This window comes from Herbaspirillum rubrisubalbicans, from assembly GCF_003719195.1.
In the GTDB taxonomy this organism is placed as follows: domain Bacteria; phylum Pseudomonadota; class Gammaproteobacteria; order Burkholderiales; family Burkholderiaceae_D; genus Herbaspirillum; species Herbaspirillum rubrisubalbicans.
Window position 1 is genome coordinate 2,385,275 of record NZ_CP024996.1, and the last position, 20,733, is coordinate 2,406,007.

Annotated in this window: 13 protein-coding genes; 6 read left to right on the plus strand and 7 right to left on the minus strand. The window is 62.8% G+C overall.

Features of this window, described 5'->3' with window-relative positions:
- Window positions 1–72: 72 nt before the first annotated feature.
- The 6 genes from RC54_RS10830 to dapC form a co-directional block, all read right to left on the minus strand.
- The gene (locus RC54_RS10830; protein WP_058895278.1) at window positions 73–2,055 is read right to left on the minus strand and encodes an ATP-binding cassette domain-containing protein; all 1,983 of its coding nucleotides are present in this window, start codon (window positions 2,053–2,055) and stop codon (window positions 73–75) included.
- Window positions 2,056–2,094: 39 nt separating this feature from the next.
- On the minus strand, window positions 2,095–2,985 hold the full coding sequence (gene prmB, locus RC54_RS10835) for a 50S ribosomal protein L3 N(5)-glutamine methyltransferase (protein WP_061790412.1): 891 nt from the start codon (window positions 2,983–2,985) through the stop codon (window positions 2,095–2,097).
- A 29-nt stretch (window positions 2,986–3,014) separates the two neighbouring features.
- Window positions 3,015–4,142 carry a succinyl-diaminopimelate desuccinylase gene (dapE, locus tag RC54_RS10840; protein ID WP_061790420.1) on the minus strand — a complete coding sequence of 376 codons (1,128 nt, stop codon included), beginning with the start codon at window positions 4,140–4,142 and terminating at the stop codon, window positions 3,015–3,017.
- 2 nt (window positions 4,143–4,144) lie between these two features.
- Window positions 4,145–4,504, minus strand: a complete 360-nt coding sequence (locus RC54_RS10845) for an ArsC family reductase (protein WP_058895280.1) — start codon at window positions 4,502–4,504, stop codon at window positions 4,145–4,147.
- A 105-nt stretch (window positions 4,505–4,609) separates the two neighbouring features.
- On the minus strand, window positions 4,610–5,443 hold the full coding sequence (gene dapD / locus RC54_RS10850; protein WP_058895281.1) for a 2,3,4,5-tetrahydropyridine-2,6-dicarboxylate N-succinyltransferase: 834 nt from the start codon (window positions 5,441–5,443) through the stop codon (window positions 4,610–4,612).
- 58 nt (window positions 5,444–5,501) lie between these two features.
- Window positions 5,502–6,713, minus strand: a complete 1,212-nt coding sequence (dapC, locus tag RC54_RS10855) for a succinyldiaminopimelate transaminase (protein WP_061790413.1) — start codon at window positions 6,711–6,713, stop codon at window positions 5,502–5,504.
- Between the two features lie 365 nt (window positions 6,714–7,078).
- Here dapC and RC54_RS10860 point away from each other — a divergent pair, with 365 nt between their 5' ends.
- The 6 genes from RC54_RS10860 (at window position 7,079) to def (ending at window position 17,996) form a co-directional block, all read left to right on the plus strand.
- Window positions 7,079–8,833 carry a methyl-accepting chemotaxis protein gene (locus RC54_RS10860; RefSeq protein WP_061790414.1) on the plus strand — a complete coding sequence of 585 codons (1,755 nt, stop codon included), beginning with the start codon at window positions 7,079–7,081 and terminating at the stop codon, window positions 8,831–8,833.
- A gap of 220 nt (window positions 8,834–9,053) precedes the next feature.
- The gene (gene smc / locus RC54_RS10865; protein ID WP_082686019.1) at window positions 9,054–12,584 is read left to right on the plus strand and encodes a chromosome segregation protein SMC; all 3,531 of its coding nucleotides are present in this window, start codon (window positions 9,054–9,056) and stop codon (window positions 12,582–12,584) included.
- A gap of 388 nt (window positions 12,585–12,972) precedes the next feature.
- On the plus strand, window positions 12,973–14,292 hold the full coding sequence (locus tag RC54_RS10870) for a cell division protein ZipA C-terminal FtsZ-binding domain-containing protein (RefSeq protein ID WP_061790415.1): 1,320 nt from the start codon (window positions 12,973–12,975) through the stop codon (window positions 14,290–14,292).
- 24 nt (window positions 14,293–14,316) lie between these two features.
- Window positions 14,317–16,383 carry an NAD-dependent DNA ligase LigA gene (gene ligA / locus RC54_RS10875; protein ID WP_061790416.1) on the plus strand — a complete coding sequence of 689 codons (2,067 nt, stop codon included), beginning with the start codon at window positions 14,317–14,319 and terminating at the stop codon, window positions 16,381–16,383.
- A gap of 102 nt (window positions 16,384–16,485) precedes the next feature.
- Entirely contained in the window at window positions 16,486–17,376 is an 891-nt protein-coding gene (galU, locus tag RC54_RS10880; RefSeq protein WP_058897544.1) for a UTP--glucose-1-phosphate uridylyltransferase GalU, read from the plus strand.
- An 83-nt stretch (window positions 17,377–17,459) separates the two neighbouring features.
- Window positions 17,460–17,996, plus strand: a complete 537-nt coding sequence (gene def / locus RC54_RS10885; RefSeq protein WP_061790417.1) for a peptide deformylase — start codon at window positions 17,460–17,462, stop codon at window positions 17,994–17,996.
- A gap of 109 nt (window positions 17,997–18,105) precedes the next feature.
- Here the strand turns inward: def and cphA are convergent, their stop codons facing one another.
- Entirely contained in the window at window positions 18,106–20,679 is a 2,574-nt protein-coding gene (cphA, locus tag RC54_RS10890; RefSeq protein ID WP_061790418.1) for a cyanophycin synthetase, read from the minus strand.
- Between the last annotated feature and the right edge of the window lie 54 nt (window positions 20,680–20,733).

The window sequence follows — 20,733 nt, forward strand, 5'->3', positions numbered from 1 at the left end:
TTTGCCCAACTGCAAGGGCTGGCTTAAGACATTCATGTAGAAAGCTTATGCCAGCCTCGGTTCCTTCGGACTTCAGGCCTGCAATTGCTCCAGTGCTTCCTGCTGTTCCAGCCATTCGTTTTCCAGCTGTTCCAGCTCCTTGCTGCAATAGGCCTGGTCGGTGATGAGCGTCTTGAGCTCATCCTTGTTGGCGGCATCGTAGATGTCGGGGCTGGCCAGGCGGGCATCAATCTCGCCCTTGCGGACGTTGAGCTTGGCGATCTGCTCATCGAGCCGCTTGATGCGCGCCTCGATGGGCTTTTTCAGGGCCGACATCTTCTGGCGCTGTTCGGCCTCCAGGCGCTTCTGTTCCTTGCGGTCCACCAGAGAAGCCGGAGCGGCTTCCACCGGCTGGCTGGAGGTCGGCAGCGGCGCAGCGGCTGCGGCATCATTGCGGGCGGCCAGCTTGGTCTTGAAGAGCCAATCCTTGTAGTCGTCCAGGTCGCCATCGAAGGGTTGCAGCTTGCCTTCGGCCACGATCAGGAACTGGTCAGTCGTGGCGCGCAGCAGGTGGCGATCGTGGGATACCAGCACCAGCGTGCCCTCGAACTGCGCCAGCGCCATGGTGAGGGCTTCGCGGGTTTCCAGGTCGAGGTGGTTGGTCGGTTCGTCCAGCAGCAACAGGTTGGGGCGCTGCCAGACGATCAGGGCCAGCGCCAGGCGCGCCTTTTCGCCGCCCGAGAAGGGGGCGATGGAGGAGGTAGCCATGGTGCCGTTGAAATTGAAGCTGCCCAGGAAATTGCGCAATTCCTGCTCACGCACATCGGGCGCCAGCCGGGTCAAGTGCCACAGAGGCGATTCGTCATGGCGCAGCATCTCCACCTGATGCTGGGCGAAGTAACCGATCACCAGGCCCTTGCCCAGCCGGGCCGTCCCGGAAAGCGGATCGATCTCGCCCGCCACCGTCTTGATGAGCGTCGATTTACCGGCGCCGTTGACGCCCAACAGACCAATGCGCTGGCCATTCTGCAGTGAGAAATCGATGCCATGCACGATGATCTTGTCTGCATCGGGCGCGCCGTTCTTGCCCTCGATGTGATAGCCGGCGTTGACCTTTTCCATCACCAGCAACGGATTCGGTGCCGACAAGGGCTCGCGGAATTCAAACGAGAACTCGGCTGCTGCCCGCAGCGGTGCCAGCTCTTCCATCTTGGACAAAGCCTTCATACGGCTCTGTGCCTGGCGCGCCTTGGTCGCCTTGGCCTTGAAGCGGTCGATGAAGGATTGCAGGTGCGCGCGTTGGCGCTGCTGCTTCTCGATCATCCCCGCCATCAGTTCCAGCTGGGCCGAGCGCTGGCGCTCGAAGGCGCTGTAGTTGCCGGAATAACGCTTCAGTTTGCGATCATCGATATGAACGATCACGTTCACCACGCCATCCAGGAAATCGCGGTCGTGTGAAATGATGAGCAGCGTGCCCTCATAGCGCTTCAACCAGTCTTCCAGCCAGATGATGGCATCCAGGTCCAGGTGGTTGGTTGGTTCGTCCAGCAGCAGCAGGTCGGACGGACACATCAGCGCCTGCGCCAGGTTCAGGCGCATGCGCCAGCCACCGGAGAAGCTGGCCACCGGCCGTTCCATCTGCTCCAGCGAAAACCCCAGCCCCAGCAGCAATTGCTCGGCACGCGAGCGCACGGTATAGGCATCGGCATCGGCCAGGGCGGTGTGCAGTTCGGCGACGTGATTACCATCGTGCTTGTCGTCCGGCTGCGCTTCCGCGCGGGCCAGCTCGGCTTCCAACTGGCGCAGATGGGCATCGCCATCGATGGCGTATTCGATGGCCGGCCGGTCCAGCGCCGGGGTTTCCTGCGCCACGTAGGCCATGCGCCAGCGCGCCGGGTAATCGATATTGCCTAAGTCGGGGTGCAGCTCGCCGCGCAGCATGGCGAACAGGCTGGACTTGCCAGCGCCATTGGCGCCGATCAGGCCGATCTTGTCGCCCGGGTTGAGTGTCAGGTCGACATTCTCCAACAGCGGCTTGACGCCACGCTGGAGGGAAACTTGCTGGAAACGGATCATCGGTGATTCAGACTCAAAGGGGCACGCTAATGCCGAAGTTCAGGCCAGTTGCAGTTGTTCGGCCGTGACCAGGAACACCATGTCATCCCCGGCACTGGTGGTCAGCCAGGTCAGTTCCAGTTCCGGGAAGGCGGCTTCGGCGAAGGCGCGCTCATTGCCGATCTCGACCACCAGCACGCCTTCGGGCGTCAAGCGCTCGGCGGCGCCGGCCACGATCTTGCGCACCAGATCCATGCCATCCTCGCCCCCGGCCAGCGCCAGTTGCGGCTCGCGCAGATATTCCTGGGGCAGCTTGGCCATGGAACCGGAATTCACATAGGGCGGATTGCTGATGATCAGATCGTACTTGCGCAGCGGCAGTTGCGTGTACAGGTCGGATTGGACCAGGTTGATGCGATCCTGAAGCTGATATTCGTCCACGTTCTTGCGCGCCACGGCCAGGGCGTCGGCGGAGATGTCGACGGCATCGATCTGCGCGTTCGGGAAGGCATCGGCCAGCATGATGGGCAGGCAGCCCGAACCGGTGCACAGATCCAGCGCATTCTCGATGGCTTCCGGGTCCTGGATCCATGGCGAGAAATGCTGCGGAATCAGTTCGGCAATGAAGGAACGCGGCACGATCACGCGCTCATCGACGTAGAAGCGATAGGCGCCCAGCCAGGCCTCATTGGTGATGTAGGCCGCCGGCACACGGTCCTTGCTGCGACGTTCGATCACACGCATGATCGAAGCGATTTCTTCGGGCAGCAAACGTGCATCGAGGAAGGGATCGAGCTGGTCCAGCGGCAGTTTCAAGGTATGCAGGATCAGGTAGGCCGCTTCATCCAGCGCATTGCTGCTGCCGTGGCCGAAGAACAGTTGTTCGGTGTTGAAGCGGGTCACGGCGTAGCGCAGCAGGTCGCGCACGGTGGAGAAATTGTTGGGGGTCATGAGATTCTCTTCGATGCAATGCCGCCGGCTCAGGCCAGCAGGTTTTCCAGCGTCTTGCGGTAGATGTTCTTCAAGGGATCGATGTAACGCACTTCGATGTGCTCATCGATCTTGTGGATGCTGTCGTTGGGCGGGCCGAATTCGATCACTTGGGGGCAGATCTGGGCGATGAAGCGTCCGTCCGAGGTGCCGCCGGTGGTCGACAGTTCGGTGTCCAGCCTGGTCTCGTCCTTGATCGCCTTGGACAGCGCATCCGAGAGGTCGCCGCGCGGGGTCAGGAAGGGCAGGCCGCCGACGGTCCACTTCAGGTCGTATTCCAGGCCATGCTTGTCGAGGATGGCGTGTACGCGCTGCTGCAGGCCTTCCACGGTGCTGGCGGTGGAGAAGCGGAAGTTGAAGTCGATCACGACTTCACCCGGGATCACGTTGGATGCGCCGGTACCGCCATGGATGTTGGAAATCTGCCAGGACGTCGGCAGGTAGTATTCATTGCCCGCATCCCACTGTTCGGCCACCAGTTCGGCCAGTGCCGGTGCGGCTTGGTGGATGGGGTTGCGCGCCAGTTGCGGATAGGCGATGTGGCCCTGGATGCCCTTGACGGTCAGCTTGCCCGACATGGTGCCACGGCGGCCGTTCTTGATCATGTCGCCCAGGGTCTTGGCCGAAGTCGGCTCGCCGACGATGCAGTAATCCAGCTGCTCGCCGCGTGCCTTCAAGGCATTGCAGACCACCACGGTGCCATCGGTGGCCGGGCCTTCTTCATCGCTGGTGATGAGGAAGCCGATCGAACCCTTGTGTTCGGGATGGGCCGCCGTGAACTCTTCGCAAGCCACCACCATGGCGGCGATCGAGGTCTTCATGTCGGAGGCGCCGCGACCGTACAGGCGGCCATCGCGCAGGGTCGGCTGGAAGGGATGCGACTGCCACTTCTCCAGCGGGCCGGTCGGCACCACGTCGGTGTGGCCGGCGAAGACCACCAGCGGCTGGGCTGTGCCCTTGCGCGCCCACAGGTTGGTGACCTCGCCCGACTGGATAGTCTCGCAGACGAAGCCCAGCGGCGTGAGCAATTCCGCCAGCCTGGCCTGGCAGCCTTTGTCTTCGGGGGTGACGGAAGAAAGGGACATCAATTCCTGGGTCAGGGCCAGCGTCTTGCTCATGATCATTTCTCGAAAATGTGTTGATACTGATCGGCCTTGAAGCCGACGTGATACTGCTTGCCATCGAAGAGCACCGGGCGCTTCACCACCGAGGGGTTTTCCACCATCAGGGCGACTGCGCCGGCGTCATCGGTGATGGCGGCTTTGCGCTCATCGGGCAGGGCGCGCCAGGTGGTTCCCTTGCGGTTCACCAGCACGTCGCGCTCCACGTCCTTGAGCCAGGCTTGCGCCTGTTCGGCGGTGAGGCCGGCCTTTTTGAAATCGTGGAAGTGATAGGCGATCCCTTGCTCGTCCAGCCACACGCGGGCCTTCTTGACAGTGTCGCAGTTGGGGATGCCGAAAAGGGTGATCTTGTCGCTCATGCTGGTTCTCACAAAACAGGGCATTAGAACACGACGCCGCGCCGGACAGGACGACCGGCGCGGCGCGTGGGTGTTTCAGGACTTCAATGAAGTTGCAGGGCGGGATTACTCGCCGCGCAGCAGTTCGTTGATGGAAGTCTTGGAACGGGTCTGGGCATCGACCTTCTTGACGATGATGGCGGCATACAGGCTGTACTTGCCATCCTTGGAGGGCAGGTTGCCCGGCACCACCACCGAGCCCGCCGGTACGCGACCGTAGTGGACTTCGCCGGTTTCGCGGTCATAGATCTTGGTCGATTGGCCGATGTAGACGCCCATGGACAGCACCGAGTTTTCTTCGATGATGACGCCTTCGACGACTTCCGAACGGGCACCGATGAAGCAGTTGTCTTCGATGATGACGGGGCCGGCCTGCACCGGCTCCAGCACGCCGCCGATGCCCACGCCACCCGACAGGTGAACGTTCTTGCCGATCTGGGCAGCCGAGCCGACGGTGGCCCAGGTGTCGACCATCGTGCCTTCATCGACGTAGGCGCCGATGTTCACATAGGAGGGCATCAGCACCACGTTGCGGCCGATGAAGGAACCGTGACGGGCCACGGCGGGCGGCACCACGCGGAAGCCGCCACGGGCGAAATCTTCCGCGGTGTAGTTGGCGAACTTGGTGGGCACCTTGTCGTAGAACTGCGGGTAGCCGCTACCAGCCGACATCGGCACGTTGTCTTCCAGGCGGAACGACAGCAGGATGGCTTTCTTCACCCATTGGTTGACTTCCCACTGGCCGACGCCTTGACGGTTGGCGACGCGCAGGGTGCCATCGTTCAGGCCTGCGATCACTTCGGCCACCGCATTGCGGATGTCGGTCGGAGCGCTCTTGGGGGACAGGCTGGCGCGGTCTTCCCACGCCTGATCGATGATTTGCTGAATGGACTGTGTCATGTTGATATCTATGAACGGTTGGGTGAAAGGGGTGTGAATCTGGCTTCTTTGGCCGGGCTTAGGCCTGGCCGGCCAGTTTCCTGGTGAAGGCGACGATGCGTTGCGCCGCCTCCAGGCATTCTTCGACTTCGGCCACCAGCGCCATGCGGATGCGGCCGGCGCCTGGATTGACGCCATGCGCCTCGCGCGCCAGGTAGCTGCCGGGCAGCACCGTGACATTATATTCGGCGTAGAGGCGACGAGCGAATTCGGTGTCGCTGATATCGACCAGCTTGTCGACCTTGGCCCACAGGTAGAACGCCGCATCGGGCAAGGCGACATCCATCACTTCCTGCAGCAGCGGCGTGACCTGCGAGAACTTGGTGACGTACTTGGCGATGTTGTCCTGGACGTGGGTCTCGTCCTGCCAGGCCAAGACCGATGCGGCTTGGATCACCGGGCTCATGGCCGCACCGTGGTAGGTGCGGTAGAGCAGGAATTTCTTGAGGATGGCCGCATCGCCGGCCACGAAGCCCGAGCGCATCCCTGGCACGTTGGAGCGCTTGGACAGGCTGGAGAAGCACACCAGATTGCGATAGTCGCGGCCCAGCTTGCGGGCGGCTTCCATGCCACCCAGCGGCGGATCCTGCTTGAAGTAGATCTCGGAATAGCATTCGTCGGAAGCGATCACGAAGCCATAGCGATCCGACAGCGCAAACAGCTCCTTCCAGTCATCCAGCTTCAGCACGGCTCCGGTAGGGTTGCCCGGCGAGCAGACGAACAGCAGCTGCACGCGTTCCCACACTTCTTGCGGCACCTGGCTGAAATCGGGCGCAAAGTTACGCGCCGGGTCCGAATTGACGAAGTAGGGCTCGGCGCCGGCCAGGTAGGCCGAGCCTTCGTAGATCTGGTAGAACGGGTTGGGGCACATCACCAGCGCCCCCGGTCTGGTCGGATCGACCACGGTCTGGGTCAGCGAGAACAGCGCCTCGCGCGAACCGATCACCGGCAGAATCTCGGTGGCCGGATCGGGGCGTAGGATGTCATAACGCTGTTGCAGCCAGTCGGCAATGGCCCCGCGCAGCGCCTCGCTGCCCAGCGTGGCCGGGTACGAGGCCAGCCCGGCCAGATTGTCGGTCAGCGCCTGCTGGATGAAGGCCGGGGTGGGATGCTTGGGCTCGCCAATGCCCAGGCTGATCGGGCGATAGGCCGGGTCGGGCGTGATGCCGGCGAAGAGCTTCTTGAGCTTTTCGAAGGGATAGGGCTGCAGTTTGTCGAGTAGGGGATTCACGTCGCTGGACTGGAGTAAAGCTTCCCGGGCCGGCCTTTCGCGAGGGTGTCAGCGAGATCGGGCGGCCACGGCAAAGGGCTGGGAAAGCTTGCGATTATACCGTCATTGCTGCGCCCATGGACGGCAGCGAGGTTGGTCGGGTGACATGCATGATCGACAGGAGGCCAGACCATCCAACGTTGTCCACCGCCATGGTGCAGGTGTCGAGCTTGGTGCGGCGGAGCAATGAAAAAGTGCAATCCGGGAAATCAGGGGCAGGGAAGCGCTGTATTCAGTGCTTTGTCAGCAATCTTTCAGGCGTATGGTGGGCACTTGCCAATACGAGCCAGCCTGTGAGGCTGGACACTAATTCCCGGAGATCAATAATGAAGAGCCTCAAGGCACAGCTACTGTCTGCGCTGGTGGTGATGTGGATGGGCTTGCTGCTGCTGGCAGCCTGGTCGGCCTACAGCGCCCGCGAAAACATGATGGAGGAACGCAAGGATGGCCTGCGCCGCGTGGTGGAGGCGGCCAATGGCGTGGTCAACAGCTATGTGGCCGATGTTGCTGCGGGCAAGATTTCCAAGGAAGAGGCGCAGAAGAATGCACTGGAACGCATCGCTGCCATGCGCTATGACGGCGACAATTACCTGTTCATCTTCGACTCCCGCCCGGTGGTGCTGATGCTGCCTTCCAACAAGGCGATGATCGGCAAGAATGTGGCCGACCGCAAGGATTCCGAGGGCAAGGCCTACTACGTCGAGATGATGAAGGTGGGCCAGGAAAAGCAGCAGGGCTTCGTGCAGTACATGGGTCGTCTGCCCGGTACTGACGACAACAATCGCACCCCCAAGATGAGCTACGTGGTACACAACCAGGCTTGGGATTGGTTCATCGTCACCGGCGTGTTTCTCAGTGACGTGCAGGCCCAGTTCCGGGCCGACGTTTCCCGGCTCCTGGGCATCCTGTTGGTGGTGGGAGTGGTGGTGTCGCTGATGATGCTGGCCATCATCCGTCGCATCACCGGCAGTCTCGGTGGCGAACCCGCTTATGCGGTGGATATCGCCACCCGCATTGCCAATGGCGACCTGACCGTGCAGGTGCAGACGCGCGCCGGCGATACTCGCAGCCTGCTTTATGAAATGGCCACCATGCGTGAACGCCTGGCTGGCGTCATCAAGGGTATCCGTCAGGGGACCGAGGCCATCGATATCGGCGCCCACGAGATTGCCGCCGGCAACCTTGATCTGTCCTCGCGCACCGAAGAGCAGGCTGGTTCCTTGGCCATGACGGCCTCCAACATGGATTCGCTCACGGCCACCGTCAAGCAGAATGCCGACAACGCCCGTCAGGCTGGCCAACTGGCCAACAGTGCCTCGGAGATCGCCCGGCGCGGCGGCGATGTGGTGGGGCAGGTGGTGCAGACCATGGAAGGTATTACGGAAAGTTCGCGCAAGATCTCGGACATCATTGGCGTGATCGACGGCATCGCCTTCCAGACCAATATCCTGGCGCTCAATGCGGCGGTGGAAGCCGCCCGCGCCGGCGAGCAAGGGCGCGGCTTTGCCGTGGTGGCCTCGGAAGTGCGCTCGCTGGCCCAGCGCAGCGCCCAGGCGGCCAAGGAAATCAAGGTCTTGATCGAGGATTCGGTACAGCGTGTGGGCAGCGGTTCGGATCAGGTGGCGCGCGCTGGTGAAACCATGGGCGAGGTGGTCTCGGCGGTGCAGCGTCTGACCGACATCGTCAGTGAGATATCGGCCGCATCCGAAGAGCAGCGACGCGGCATTGAGCAGGTCAACCTGGCCGTCGGCGAAATGGACCAGGTGACCCAGCAGAATGCAGCGCTGGTGGAAGAAGCGGCCGCGGCCGCGGGTTCGCTGGAAGAGCAGGCGCGCCGCCTGAAGGCGGCGGTGGCGACCTTCCAGGTGGAGGGTGAGGAGGTCATTGCGCCGCAGACAGCATCTGCCACCGTCAAGGCAGCATCCGTAGCGGCCAAGCCGACCCTCAAGCCTGCTGCCAAGCCAATGGTGAAGCCGGTGGCACCGCTGCCACCGCCGAGCAAGGCGGTAGCCCCCGCCAAACCGGCCTCTGCGGGCAGGTCATCACCCGCAAACACTGATGATGATTGGGAAACCTTCTGATTCCCCCTTGCTGAAGTGAATGAAAGCGCGCCGTACCGATGCGAGTCGGTACGGCGTTCTTCTTTGCGCAGTGTAGGGTGCGAAGATGGGCGGAGAAACGCGCCGCCAGAGGCGATCCACAGCCGTTTTTGGCCTTGCCAGGGCCGTGCGATGTTATGATACCGGCCTTTCTGGAAGCAAAATTCCCGCTTTCCCTCAATTGTTTTAATTTGTCGATAACGTGCGTCTAACTTCCATCAAATTATCTGGATTCAAGTCCTTCGTCGAGCCTACGCATTTCCAGGTTCCGGGGCAGCTGGTCGGCGTGGTCGGACCCAACGGCTGCGGCAAATCCAACATCATCGACGCCGTGCGCTGGGTCTTGGGTGAATCCAAGGCCTCCGAGCTGCGTGGCGAGTCGATGCAGGACGTCATCTTCAACGGCTCTACCCACCGCAAGCCGGCCGGGCGCGCCTCGGTCGAGCTGGTGTTCGACAACTCTGCCGGCAAGGCCGCCGGCCAGTGGGGCCAGTACGCTGAAATCGCCGTCAAGCGCACCTTGACCCGCGACGGTACGTCGTCCTACTACATCAACAACCAGTCGGTACGCCGCCGCGACATCCAGGACATCTTCCTCGGTACCGGCCTGGGTCCGCGCGCCTACGCCATCATCGGCCAGGGCATGATCTCGCGCATCATCGAGGCGCGTCCTGAAGAGCTGCGCATTTTCCTGGAAGAAGCCGCAGGCGTATCGAAGTACAAGGAACGCCGCCGCGAAACCGAGAACCGCCTGCACGACACCACCGAAAACCTGACCCGCCTGGAAGACATCCTGCGCGAGCTCAATACCAACCTGGAAAAGCTGGAAGCTCAAGCCGCCGTGGCCAAGAAATTCCACGAGTTGCAGAACGACCAGGAAGAAAAGCAGAAGCTGCTGTGGCTGCTGCGCAAGAACGAGGCCAAGGCGGAGCAGGAGCGCTTCTTCAAGGAAATCGAGCGCGCCCAGATCGACCTGGAAGAGCAGACCGCCAAGCTGCGCCACGTCGAAACCGAGCTGGAGCATATGCGCCAGGCGCACTATGGCGCCGGCGACCGCCTGCACCAGGCGCAAGGCCACCTGTACCAGACCAACTCCGAAATCGGCAGCCTGGAAGCGCAGATCAAGTTCGTCATCGAATCGCGCAACCGCCTGCAAGCCCAGTTGAACTCCCTGGGCGCGCAGCGCGACCAGTGGCAGCGCCAGGGCACCCAGCAGCAGGAAGAACTGGCAGAAGCCGAGATCCAGCTCGAAGAATTCGGAATGCGGGTGGAGCAAGCCCAGCACGCGGTGCAAGACACCAGCGATCGCTTGCCGTCGCTGGAGGCGGCCTGGCGCGAATCGCAGGTCAAGACCACCGAGTCGCGCGGCAAGATCATGCAGGTACAGCAGCAGATCGAGCTGCAATCGACGCACCAGCGCAATGCTTCCAACATCCTCTCCGGCCTGGCCGCACGCCGCGAACGCCTGATGCAGGAAAAGAACGGCATGGCCTTGCCCGACGAGACGCACCTGTCCAACCTGCGGATGCAGCTGGAAGAAAAGCAGGCCTCGCTGGAAGAGGCCAATCTGTACCTGGAGGAGGCGCAGGAGCAGTTGCCGCGCTTGGAAGAAGAGCGCCGCACCGCCCAGGAACTGGTCAGCAAGGAAACCTCGGCCAATGCCCAGCTGGAAGCGCGCCTGACGGCCCTGAAGCAATTGCAGGAAAGCGTACAGGCCCAGGGCAAGGTGCAACCCTGGCTGGAAAAGCACGGTCTGGCCGAGCTGCCGCGCCTGTGGCAGAAGCTGCACATCGAATCCGGCTGGGAAACCGCGCTGGAAGCGGTGCTGCGCGAGCGCATGTCGGCCCTGGAAATGTCCAACCTGGACTGGGCCAAAGCCTTCTTCAGCGACGCCCCGCCGGCCAAGCTGGCGCTGTACGCGCCCAATGCCGGGCTGGCCCAGCCGGACGCCCAGCCAGTGGCGGGCCTGAAGCCCTTCGTGACGCTGCTGCAACTGAACGATCCGGGCCTGCGCGCCCTGATGAACGACTGGCTCAACCACATCTACATCGCCGACGATACCGCCACGGCCTTTGCCGAGCGCTCCAAGCTGCCGCTGGGCGGTCTCTTCGTGACCCGCCAGGGTCATGTGGTGAGTAACTCCAGCGTGCGTTTCTACGCCTCCGATTCGGAGCAGGACGGTATGCTGGCGCGCCAGCAGGAAATCGAGAACATCACCAAGCAGCAACGTGCCCAAGCGATGCTGGCCGAAGAAGCCAAGGGCCGCGCAGTGCGTGCCGAAGCGGCCCTGTCGGCGGCGTCGCAGCGCCTGCAGGAACTGCGCCAGCGCGTCAATTCGCTGACCCAGTCGGCGCATAGCCTGCAGATCGAAGTGATGAAGCTATCCGAGGTGCAGGAACGCTTCAACCAGCGCAGCACCCAGATCGCCACCGACCTGGAAGAAATCGGGATGCAGGAAGCCGAGCAGCAGCAGGTGCAGGCTGAATCCGAGGCGCGCTTTGAGGAGCTGGATATCGAACTGGCCGAGTTGCAAGAGCAGCACGAGAACGGCCAGACCGATTACCTCAACAAGGAACAGCAGCTCAACGACGCCCGCACGCGCTTGCGCGAGCTGGAGCGCGCCGCCCAGGAAAGCGAATTCGCCGAGAAGTCGCACCGCAACAAGATCGAGGAATTGAAGCGTGGCATTGCCACTGCCCTGGAACAGGCGGCGCAACTGTTTGCCAGTATGCAGCAGGGTAATCTGGAGCTGGAAAGCCTGGACGATCAGGCCGCCCAGGCTGGCCTGCAAGAGCTGCTGGACCGCCGCAGCGAGCAGGAGCGTGCGCTGGCCGATGCCCGCCACGAACTGGATCAGCTCTCGCAGCAACTGCGCTCGCATGAAGAAGCACGCTTGCAGGCCGAACGCAGCCTGCAACCGCAGCGTGATCGCATCACCGAACTGCAACTGAAGGAACAGGCCGCGCGCCTGAACCAAGAGCAATTCTCCGAAGCGCTGGCCCAGACCCAGGCCGACGAGGCCGCCTTGTCCGAGAAGCTCACCAGCGACATGCGCCCGTCCTATCTGCAAGGCGAAGTGACCCGCCTGACCAACGCCATTGCGGCGTTGGGCGCGGTCAACCTGGCGGCGCTGGACGAACTGGCCACCGCTTCTGAGCGCAAGCACTTCCTCGATGCCCAGCACGCCGACCTGAACGAAGCCATCACCACGCTGCAGGACGCGATCCACAAGATCGACATGGAAACCCGCGACCTGCTGCAGGACACCTTCGACAAGGTCAACCACCACTTCTCGGAACTATTCCCGGTGCTCTTCGGCGGTGGACAGGCCAAGCTCATCATGACCGGCGACGAAATCCTCGATTCCGGGGTGCAGGTCATGGCGCAGCCGCCGGGCAAGAAGAACGCCACCATCCACCTGCTCTCCGGTGGGGAAAAGGCGCTCACGGCCACGGCCCTGGTGTTCTCCATGTTCCAGTTGAATCCGGCGCCGTTCTGCTTGCTCGATGAGGTGGACGCGCCGCTGGACGATGCCAATACCGAGCGCTTTGCCAACATGGTCAAGCGCATGTCGGATCACACCCAGTTCCTCTTCATCTCGCACAACAAGATCGCCATGGAAATGGCGCAGCAACTGATCGGGGTGACCATGCAGGAACAGGGGGTCTCGCGTATCGTGGCAGTGGACATGGAGTCGGCCGCCAACTTCTCCAGCGCCGAACAGGCCGCCTGATGGGTTGTGCTGGCTTGGCCTGGGGCTTTGTCGGCTTGACAAGCAGGGGGCGTGACCGTACCCTGAAAGCCTTGCCGACCAGCCCACAAGGGCGCGAGCCCCAGCTGGAACCGTACTGATACGGCCTACGGGCCATGGAAAAATAACAATATCTTGACCGCGCACTTGCCGTACCCGATCCGTTCGATGTGCCAGATGAGCGCCGCACTGGCCGCTGCCAGCAGCGCTGCGGCAGTCACGGATGGCCGTGTGAGCGGCCCGCGCGGTCCGGGCCTTCTTGGATTGATAGGATTCGGATTTCTTCGATGAGCAGCTCTTCCCAGCCGACCATGCCACGCGGCGCCCATGATGGCGCCTTCCCGCCAGCCAGCCTGAAAGGTCGTGCAGCATGATGATGGATCTCCAGACCAGCCTGATCATTCTTGGCGCCGTGTTTGTCGCTGGGGTCATCACCTACAACAAGTGGCAGGAGCACAAGGCGCGCAAGACAGTGGAGCGTGCTTTTTCTTCGTCTCACGATGATGTACTGATGTCGCCCGATGAACCCGGCCTGGCCCCGACCGAACCGGTCTTCACCGCACCGGTGGCAGAACGTAGTGGCGCCCCGGCCAGCCCGGCTGCACCGGAGATGGGACGCGCCGAACCCTCGCTGTACGAGGTGCCGGAACGCAAGCCGGTCTCTGCTCCGGTGAAGGCTTACCAGGAGCAGGCCGAGTTCGAGCCGCGCGAACCCTTCTTGGGCGAGCCGCCGCTAGCCGAGCCGGCGCGCGGCGCCGAAGCGGCACTGGATCAGGCCCTGGCCCAGGCGCAGCAGTCCACCGTGGCACAGGTCATCGCCGGTGCCGAGGAGCAGATCGAGACCGCGCCCGCCTTCACGCCGCCGCCCGAGATGCAGGCCCGCCTGGCGCCCAAGCGCGAGCTGCCGGTGGATGAGCTGATCGACTGCAACATCCCCATCGCTTTGGACAATCCGCTGCGCGGTGACAAGCTGCTGCCGTTGCTGCAGAACCTGCGCCATGTGGGCAACAAGCCGGTGCATTTCATCGGCCGCACCCTCGAAGGCGACTGGGAAGCCATTGCTCACGGCAGCATCTACGACGCCTTGCTGGCCGGCGCGCAACTGGCCAACCGCAGCAATGCCATCAATGAGATCGAATATTCGGAACTGGTCATGCGTCTGCGCGACCTGACCGATTCGCTCTCGGGCGAACCGGAACTGCCGGACATGCCCGACGTCATCCGCACTGCCCAGGCACTGCATCAGTTCATCATCGACCATGATGCCCAGTTGTCGGTGAATGTGCGCTCGCAAGGAGCGCCCTGGAGCCTGGCAACATTGCTGGCGGCATTGACCCGCCAGGGCTTCGACCGCCGTACCGAAGGTTACCTGGTGATGCAGGATGGCGAGGGCGAGGTCTTGTTTGCGCTCTCCACCAATGCCACCCCGACCGATGAAACCACCGATCGCCTGACGTTGTTGCTGGATGTGCCCCGCGTGGCGCCTTCGCGTGACGGCTACGGCGCCCTGGTGGCCTGCGCCAAGTCGCTGTCGGCGCGCCTGGGCGGCATCATCGTGGACGACAGCGACCAGCCCCTGACCGATGAAGCGCTTTCCGATATCGCCGAACAGGTGGCCGCGTTCTACAGCGCCATGGAATCGGCCGAGATCCCGGCCGGTTCCACCCGTGCCTTGCGCCTGTTCAGCTAAGGTCTGTTTTTACTTCCCCCTACGATGCAAGATGACTTGTTTTCCGCCGCACGGCCCCCGCAAGGGGCGCCGGAGTGGCTGTTGCGCGCCCGTGCGTTGCGCGACGAACTGAACCGCCATAACCACAGCTACTACGTGCTCGATGAGCCCAGCATCCCGGATGCCGAATACGACCGGCTGTTCCAGGAATTGCAGGCGCTGGAAACCGCCCATCCCGAACTGCTCACTGCCGATTCGCCCACCCAGCGCGTGGGTGCCGGACCTCTGCCGCAATTCGAACCGGTGCGCCACGACATTCCCATGCTCTCGTTGGGTAACGGTTTTACCGACGAAGACATCGAAGCCTTCGACAAGCGCGTGCGCGATGGCCTGGAAACCCTGCAGGAAGTGCGCTACGCCACCGAGCTCAAGTTCGATGGCCTGGCCATCAGCTTGCGCTATGAAAACGGCGTGCTGGTGCAGGCCGCCACCCGCGGCGATGGCACCACGGGTGAAAACGTCACCGCCAACATCCGCACCGTGCGCGCCATTCCGCTGCGCCTGCATGGCGAAAACGTCCCGCAAGTGATTGACGTGCGTGGCGAAGTGCTGATGTACAAGGACGACTTCGCGCGCCTGAACCTCCGTCAGCGCGATGCCGGCCAGAAGGAGTTCGCCAACCCCCGCAACGCCGCCGCCGGCAGCCTGCGCCAGCTGGATTCGCGTATCACAGCGCAGCGCACGCTGCGCTTTTTTGCCTACGGCATTGGCGTACTGGAAGGCGCCGAGATGCCAGCCTCGCATTCGGCGCTGCTGGACTGGTACCAGCAACTGGGCCTGCCAGTGTGCAAGGAGCGCGCGGTGGTGACCGGCGCGGCTGGCCTGCTGGACTTCTTCCGCGGCATCGGCACAAAGCGTGAGAGCCTGCCTTACGAGATCGATGGCGTGGTCTACAAGGTGGATCGGCTTGACCAGCAAAAGCACCTGGGCTTCGTCTCGCGCGCCCCGCGTTTCGCCCTGGCCCACAAGTTCCCGGCGCAGGAAGCGCTGACGGTGGTGCAGGACATCGAAGTGCAGGTGGGACGTACTGGCGCCATCACTCCGGTGGCGCGTCTGAATCCGGTGTTCGTGGGCGGCGTCACCGTCACCAATGCCACGCTGCATAACGAAGACGAAGTGCGTCGCAAGGATATCCAGATTGGCGACACCGTCATCGTGCGCCGTGCCGGCGACGTGATTCCTGAAGTGGTGGCCTTCGTGCCCGAGAAGCGTCCGGCCGATGCCCGCGCTTTCGTCATGCCCGGCGCCTGCCCGGTGTGCGGTTCGCCCATCGTGCGCGCCGAAGATGAAGCGGTGGCGCGCTGCTCGGGCGGCTGGCTGAAATGTTCAGCGCAGCGCAAGGGGGGGCTGCAGCATTTTGCTTCACGTCGCGCCATGGATATCGAAGGCCTGGGCGAGCAACTGGTGGAGCAACTGGTGGATCGCCAGGTGGTCAACACGCCGGCCGACCTGTATCGCCTGGGCTTGTCGGCCCTGGCCGAGCTGGACCGCATGGCCGAAAAGTCGGCCCGGAACGTGCTGGACGCGCTGCAAAAATCCAAGACCACCACGCTGGCGCGCTTCATCTATGCGCTGGGCATCCGTCACGTGGGCGAAGCGACCGCCAAGGAACTGGCGCGCCACTTCGGTGGCATCGACAGGCTGCTGGCTGCCAGCGAAGAACAGTTGCTGGAAGTGGCCGATATCGGCCCGGTAGTGGCCAGCTCGATTCGCGCCTTCTTCAGCGATCCGGTCAATCTCGAACTGGTCGAGCAGTTGCGCGCCGTGGGCATACACTGGCCGGAAGACCAGGGCGTTGACACCGGCACCAAACACTTGGCCGGCAAGACCTTCGTGCTCACCGGAACGCTGCCCAATCTCTCGCGTGACGAGGCGGCGCAGTTGATCGAAGCCGCTGGTGGCAAGGTCTCGGGTTCGGTCTCCAAGAAAACCAGCTACGTGGTGGCCGGTGCCGAAGCCGGCAGCAAGCTGGCCAAGGCTGAAGAGCTGGGTATTGCCATCCTGGATGAGGATGGACTCAAGCTCATGTGTGCCGGTCAGGATGTTGAATAGACGTAATCATATTGTCGTTTTATTCATATACAATTCGCCCGCACTGTCTTTTTATGCAGACGATAAGAATAGAACAAGACCCATTTTTCCCTCGGAGTCATGATGATCAAGAAGATCAAGAAAGCCGTCTTCCCCGTTGCCGGTCTCGGTAGCCGCTTCCTGCCCGCCACCAAGGCGCAGCCCAAGGAAATGCTGCCCATCGTTGACAAGCCGCTGATCCATTACGCGGTCGAAGAGGCGGTGGCCGCCGGTATTACCGAAATGGTATTCATCACCGGTCGCAACAAGCGCGCCATCGAAGACCACTTTGACAAGGCCTACGAACTGGAAAGCGAACTGGAAGCCGCCGGCAAGCAGAAGCTGCTGGACATCGTGCGTAACGTCGTGCCCAAGAGCGTCAATTGCATCTTCATCCGCCAGTCCGAGCCGCTGGGCCTGGGCCATGCCGTGCTGTGCGCACGCCCGGTGGTGGGCGAGGAGCCGTTTGCGATTCTGCTGGCCGATGACTTCATGGATACCGACCCTGGTGTCAAGCCGGTGATGGCACAGATGACCGATATCTATGCGCGCGAAGGCATGAGCATGTTGGCGGTGCAGGAAGTGCCCAAGAGCGATACCCGTCAATACGGCATCGTCAGCGCCACGCCTTACCAGCCCGACCTGGAGCGCATCAACGCCATCGTCGAAAAGCCCGCGCCGGAAGAAGCCCCGTCCACGCTGGCGGTGGTCGGTCGCTACGTGCTCAACAGCCGCATCTTCCACTACCTGGAAAACATTCCGCGCGGTGCCGGTGGCGAGATCCAGTTGACCGATGGCATTGCCAAGCTGATGCAGGCAGAATCAGTGCTGGCCTATCGCTACCAGGGTCAGCGCTATGACTGCGGTTCCAAGCTGGGCTATCTCAAGGCGATGGTGGCTATGGGGCTGAAGCACCCGGAAACCGGCCCCGCTTTTTCGGAATATCTGCACGACGTGGCGACCAAGCAGGGTTGAGGCATCGCGCTGGGAACAACGCTGCCACCAAGATGACATTCAACGCCCGGCTTGATCCGGGCGTCTTGGACGGAGATAGGCAAATGGCAATACGCGACATTCTCAAGATGGGCGACCCGCGCCTGCTGCGCCAGGCGCAGCCGGTGACGGACTTTGGTACGCCCGAACTGGCGCGGCTGGTGGATGATATGTTCCAGACCATGCGTGCGGTCAATGGGGCTGGTCTTGCCGCGCCACAGATCGGGGTGGACCTGCAACTGGTGATCTTCGGCTTCGGCCACAACCAGCGCTACCCCGATGCCCCGGCCGTGCCGGAGACGGTGCTCATCAATCCGGTATTGACCCCCTTGTCGGAGGAAGAGGAAGAGGGCTGGGAAGGCTGCCTGTCAGTCCCGGGGATGCGTGGCGTGGTGCCGCGCTGGCGCCAGTTGCGCTACCAGGGCTTCGACCAGAACGGTCATCCCATCGATCGTACCGTGGATGGCTTCCATGCCCGGGTGGTGCAGCATGAGTGCGATCACTTGCAGGGCATCCTGTATCCGATGCGCATCCGCGATTTCCGGCAATTCGGCTTTACCGAAATCCTGTTCCCGGACCTCGATCCCAGTCAGGACGACTGAGAATGGCTGAGGATGATTGAGCCAGTCTTGCGCTGAATCGATCGTCAGGTCATAAAAAAATCCCGGCGTAGTGCCGGGATTTTCTTGAGCGCTCTGCCGAACGAGAGACTCAGGAATTTTCCTTCACACGTTGGTCGATATGGGCCAGCGCCTCTTCCACCTGGTCGATCAGGATCAGGCACAGGTCGCCTGGCTGCAGGTTTGCGAGGGCGGTATCGATGGCCAGGAATTCGCCGTTGATTTCCTTCACATCGGCCGTACGCGTGGCCTTTCCGAGGCCTTGGCGCAGCAGGGCGATCACTTCCCCATCTTCACGGCCGCGTTGGCACTGGTCCTGGTACAACACCACTTCATCGAAGGCATCGCCCAGTAGTTCGGTCTGGCGCGTGATGTCCGCATCGCGGCGGTCACCGGCACCGCTGATGACCACCGAGCGGCGTTTGGCCGGCAGGCTGTCCACGGCCTTGATGAGGGCCTGGATGGCATCTGGATTGTGGCCGTAGTCGGCGATCAGGGTGGCGCCCTTGTAGTCGAACAGGTTGAAGCGGCCAGGCGCGGTGCCACTATCGCTGATGAAGCTGGCCAGGGCGCCGGTGATCTGCTCCCAGTCCAGGTTCAGTGCCCAGGCTGCGCCCACGGAAGCCATCACGTTTTCGACCTGGAAGCCGATGGCACCACTACGGGTGAGCGGAATGCCGGACAGCTTCAGGCGTTTTTCGAACGTACCTTGCGCGGCCACGATGGCGTCGCCGTCGCGATAGACGATGCGATGGCCTTGGGCGCGGTGGGTGGCCATGATGGGATGGGTCGGATCCAGCGCGAAGAAGGTCACCGAGCCAGGGCAGGAGGTGGCCATCTTGGCCACCATCGGGTCGGCTGCATTCAAAACAGCCGTACCAGTGGATGCGACGTTCTCGACGATGACACGCTTGACCACGGCCAGGTCTTCCACGGTGCTGATGTAGGACAGGCCCAGATGGTCGCCCATGCCGATGTTGGTGACCACGGCCACGGCGCAGCGGTCAAAGCCCAGACCTTCGCGCAACACGCCGCCACGGGCGGTTTCCAGCACGGCGGCGTCCACATCCGGGTGGAACAGCACGTTGCGGGCGCTGCGCGGGCCGCTGCAGTCGCCGGTATCGGTGCGCTGGCCGTCGATGTAGACGCCATCGGTATTGGTCATGCCCACGCGCAGGCCGGTCTTGGCCAGCAGGTGCGTGATCAGGCGCACGGTGGTGGTCTTGCCGTTGGTGCCGGCTACCGCCACCACCGGGATACGGCCATCGTCGCCATCGTCATACATGGTCGAGATGATCGCTTCGCCCACGTCGCGTGCCTTGCCGTAGGAGGGCGAGAGGTGCATCCGCAGACCCGGTGCGGCATTGACTTCGACGATGCCGCCGCCTTGTTCTTCCAGCGACATGTGCACCGAGTTGCAGACCACGTCCACGCCACAGATGTCCAGTCCGACCATTTGCGCCGCCGCGATGGCACGTGCAGCTACGTCCGGGTGTACGTCATCGGTGACATCAGTAGCGGTGCCGCCGGTGGAGAGGTTGGCATTGTTGCGCAGGACCACGCGCACGCCCTGGGCGGGGATGGCTTCCGGGTCCAGGTTCTGGCCGGACAGCACCGACAGGGCGATGTCGTCCAGGCGGATCTTGGTCAGCGAGGTGGCATGACCATCGCCGCGCAGCGGGTCGGCGTTGACCTGGTCGATCAGTTGACGGATGGTGTGCACGCCATCGCCGATGACTTGCGGCGGATCGCGGCGGGCCGCAGCCACCAGGGTCTTGCCGATCACCAGCAGGCGGAAGTCGTGGCCGGGCAGGTAGCGTTCGACGATGACTTCATCGCTGATCAGGGCGGCGTTGTTGAAGGCGCGGGTAATCTGTTCCGGGGTGCTGATGTTGACCGCCACGCCCTTGCCCTGGTTGCCATCCAGCGGCTTGATGACCACCGCCGAGCCGATCTCTTCGGCGGCCTTGAGCGCGTCTTCCACGGTCTCGACCACGCGGCCGTTGGGGACCGGCACGCCGGCTGCGTGCAGCAGCATCTTGGTCAGATCCTTGTCCTGGGCGATGGATTCGGCAATGGCGCTGGTGTTGCTGGTTTCGGCGGCCTGGATACGTTTCTGGCGGCTGCCCCAGCCGAACTGCACCATGCTGCCCTGGGTCAGGCGGCGATAGGGAATGCCACGCTTGAGCGCAGCGTTGACGATGGACGCGGTCGAGGGGCCCAGGCGCACGTCTTCGTCCAGCTCACGGATGCGCGCCAAGGCGCCGGTCAGGTCGAAGGGCGTGTCGGCCTGGGCCGCGCGCACCAGTTCCAGTGCCAGGTCGAAGGCTAGGCGACCGACTTCTTCTTCGCTGTATTCCACCACCACCTGATAGATGCCGGTCTCGACGGTGGACACGGTACGGCTGAAGGTCACCGGGCAGCCGGCTTGCGATTGCAGCGCCAGGGCCGCGGCAGCCAGGGCGTGGGCCATGGAGACCACCTGCTTGCCGCCATCGGGTTCGAGGAAGCCGATCTGCGGGAAGCGGGCGCGCAGGCGCAGTTCGAAGCCGGGCATGTCGGCGATGACGCGTTCGTTTTCCGGGCAGGAAACGATGGCTTCGACGGCAGTGTGTCTGCTCCAGAGATTGGGGCCGCGCAGGGCGCGAATGCGGGATACGTCCATGGACAATTTTTCCTAGGTGTCTCTTGATCTTGAATCGGTCAGTCTTGCAGTGCG

What these genes read in the sequence shown, in the direction of transcription:
- RC54_RS10830 (WP_058895278.1), bottom strand. Translation starts at nt 2,055, where the DNA reads ATGATCCGTTTCCAGCAAGTTTCCCTCCAGCGTGGCGTCAAGCCGCTG.
- prmB (WP_061790412.1), bottom strand. Translation starts at nt 2,985, where the DNA reads ATGACCCCCAACAATTTCTCCACCGTGCGCGACCTGCTGCGCTACGCC.
- dapE (WP_061790420.1), bottom strand. Translation starts at nt 4,142, where the DNA reads ATGAGCAAGACGCTGGCCCTGACCCAGGAATTGATGTCCCTTTCTTCC.
- RC54_RS10845 (WP_058895280.1), bottom strand. Translation starts at nt 4,504, where the DNA reads ATGAGCGACAAGATCACCCTTTTCGGCATCCCCAACTGCGACACTGTC.
- dapD (WP_058895281.1), bottom strand. Translation starts at nt 5,443, where the DNA reads ATGACACAGTCCATTCAGCAAATCATCGATCAGGCGTGGGAAGACCGC.
- RC54_RS10860 (WP_061790414.1), top strand. Translation starts at nt 7,079, where the DNA reads ATGAAGAGCCTCAAGGCACAGCTACTGTCTGCGCTGGTGGTGATGTGG.
- RC54_RS10870 (WP_061790415.1), top strand. Translation starts at nt 12,973, where the DNA reads ATGATGATGGATCTCCAGACCAGCCTGATCATTCTTGGCGCCGTGTTT.
- ligA (WP_061790416.1), top strand. Translation starts at nt 14,317, where the DNA reads ATGCAAGATGACTTGTTTTCCGCCGCACGGCCCCCGCAAGGGGCGCCG.
- galU (WP_058897544.1), top strand. Translation starts at nt 16,486, where the DNA reads ATGATCAAGAAGATCAAGAAAGCCGTCTTCCCCGTTGCCGGTCTCGGT.
- def (WP_061790417.1), top strand. Translation starts at nt 17,460, where the DNA reads ATGGCAATACGCGACATTCTCAAGATGGGCGACCCGCGCCTGCTGCGC.
- cphA (WP_061790418.1), bottom strand. Translation starts at nt 20,679, where the DNA reads ATGGACGTATCCCGCATTCGCGCCCTGCGCGGCCCCAATCTCTGGAGC.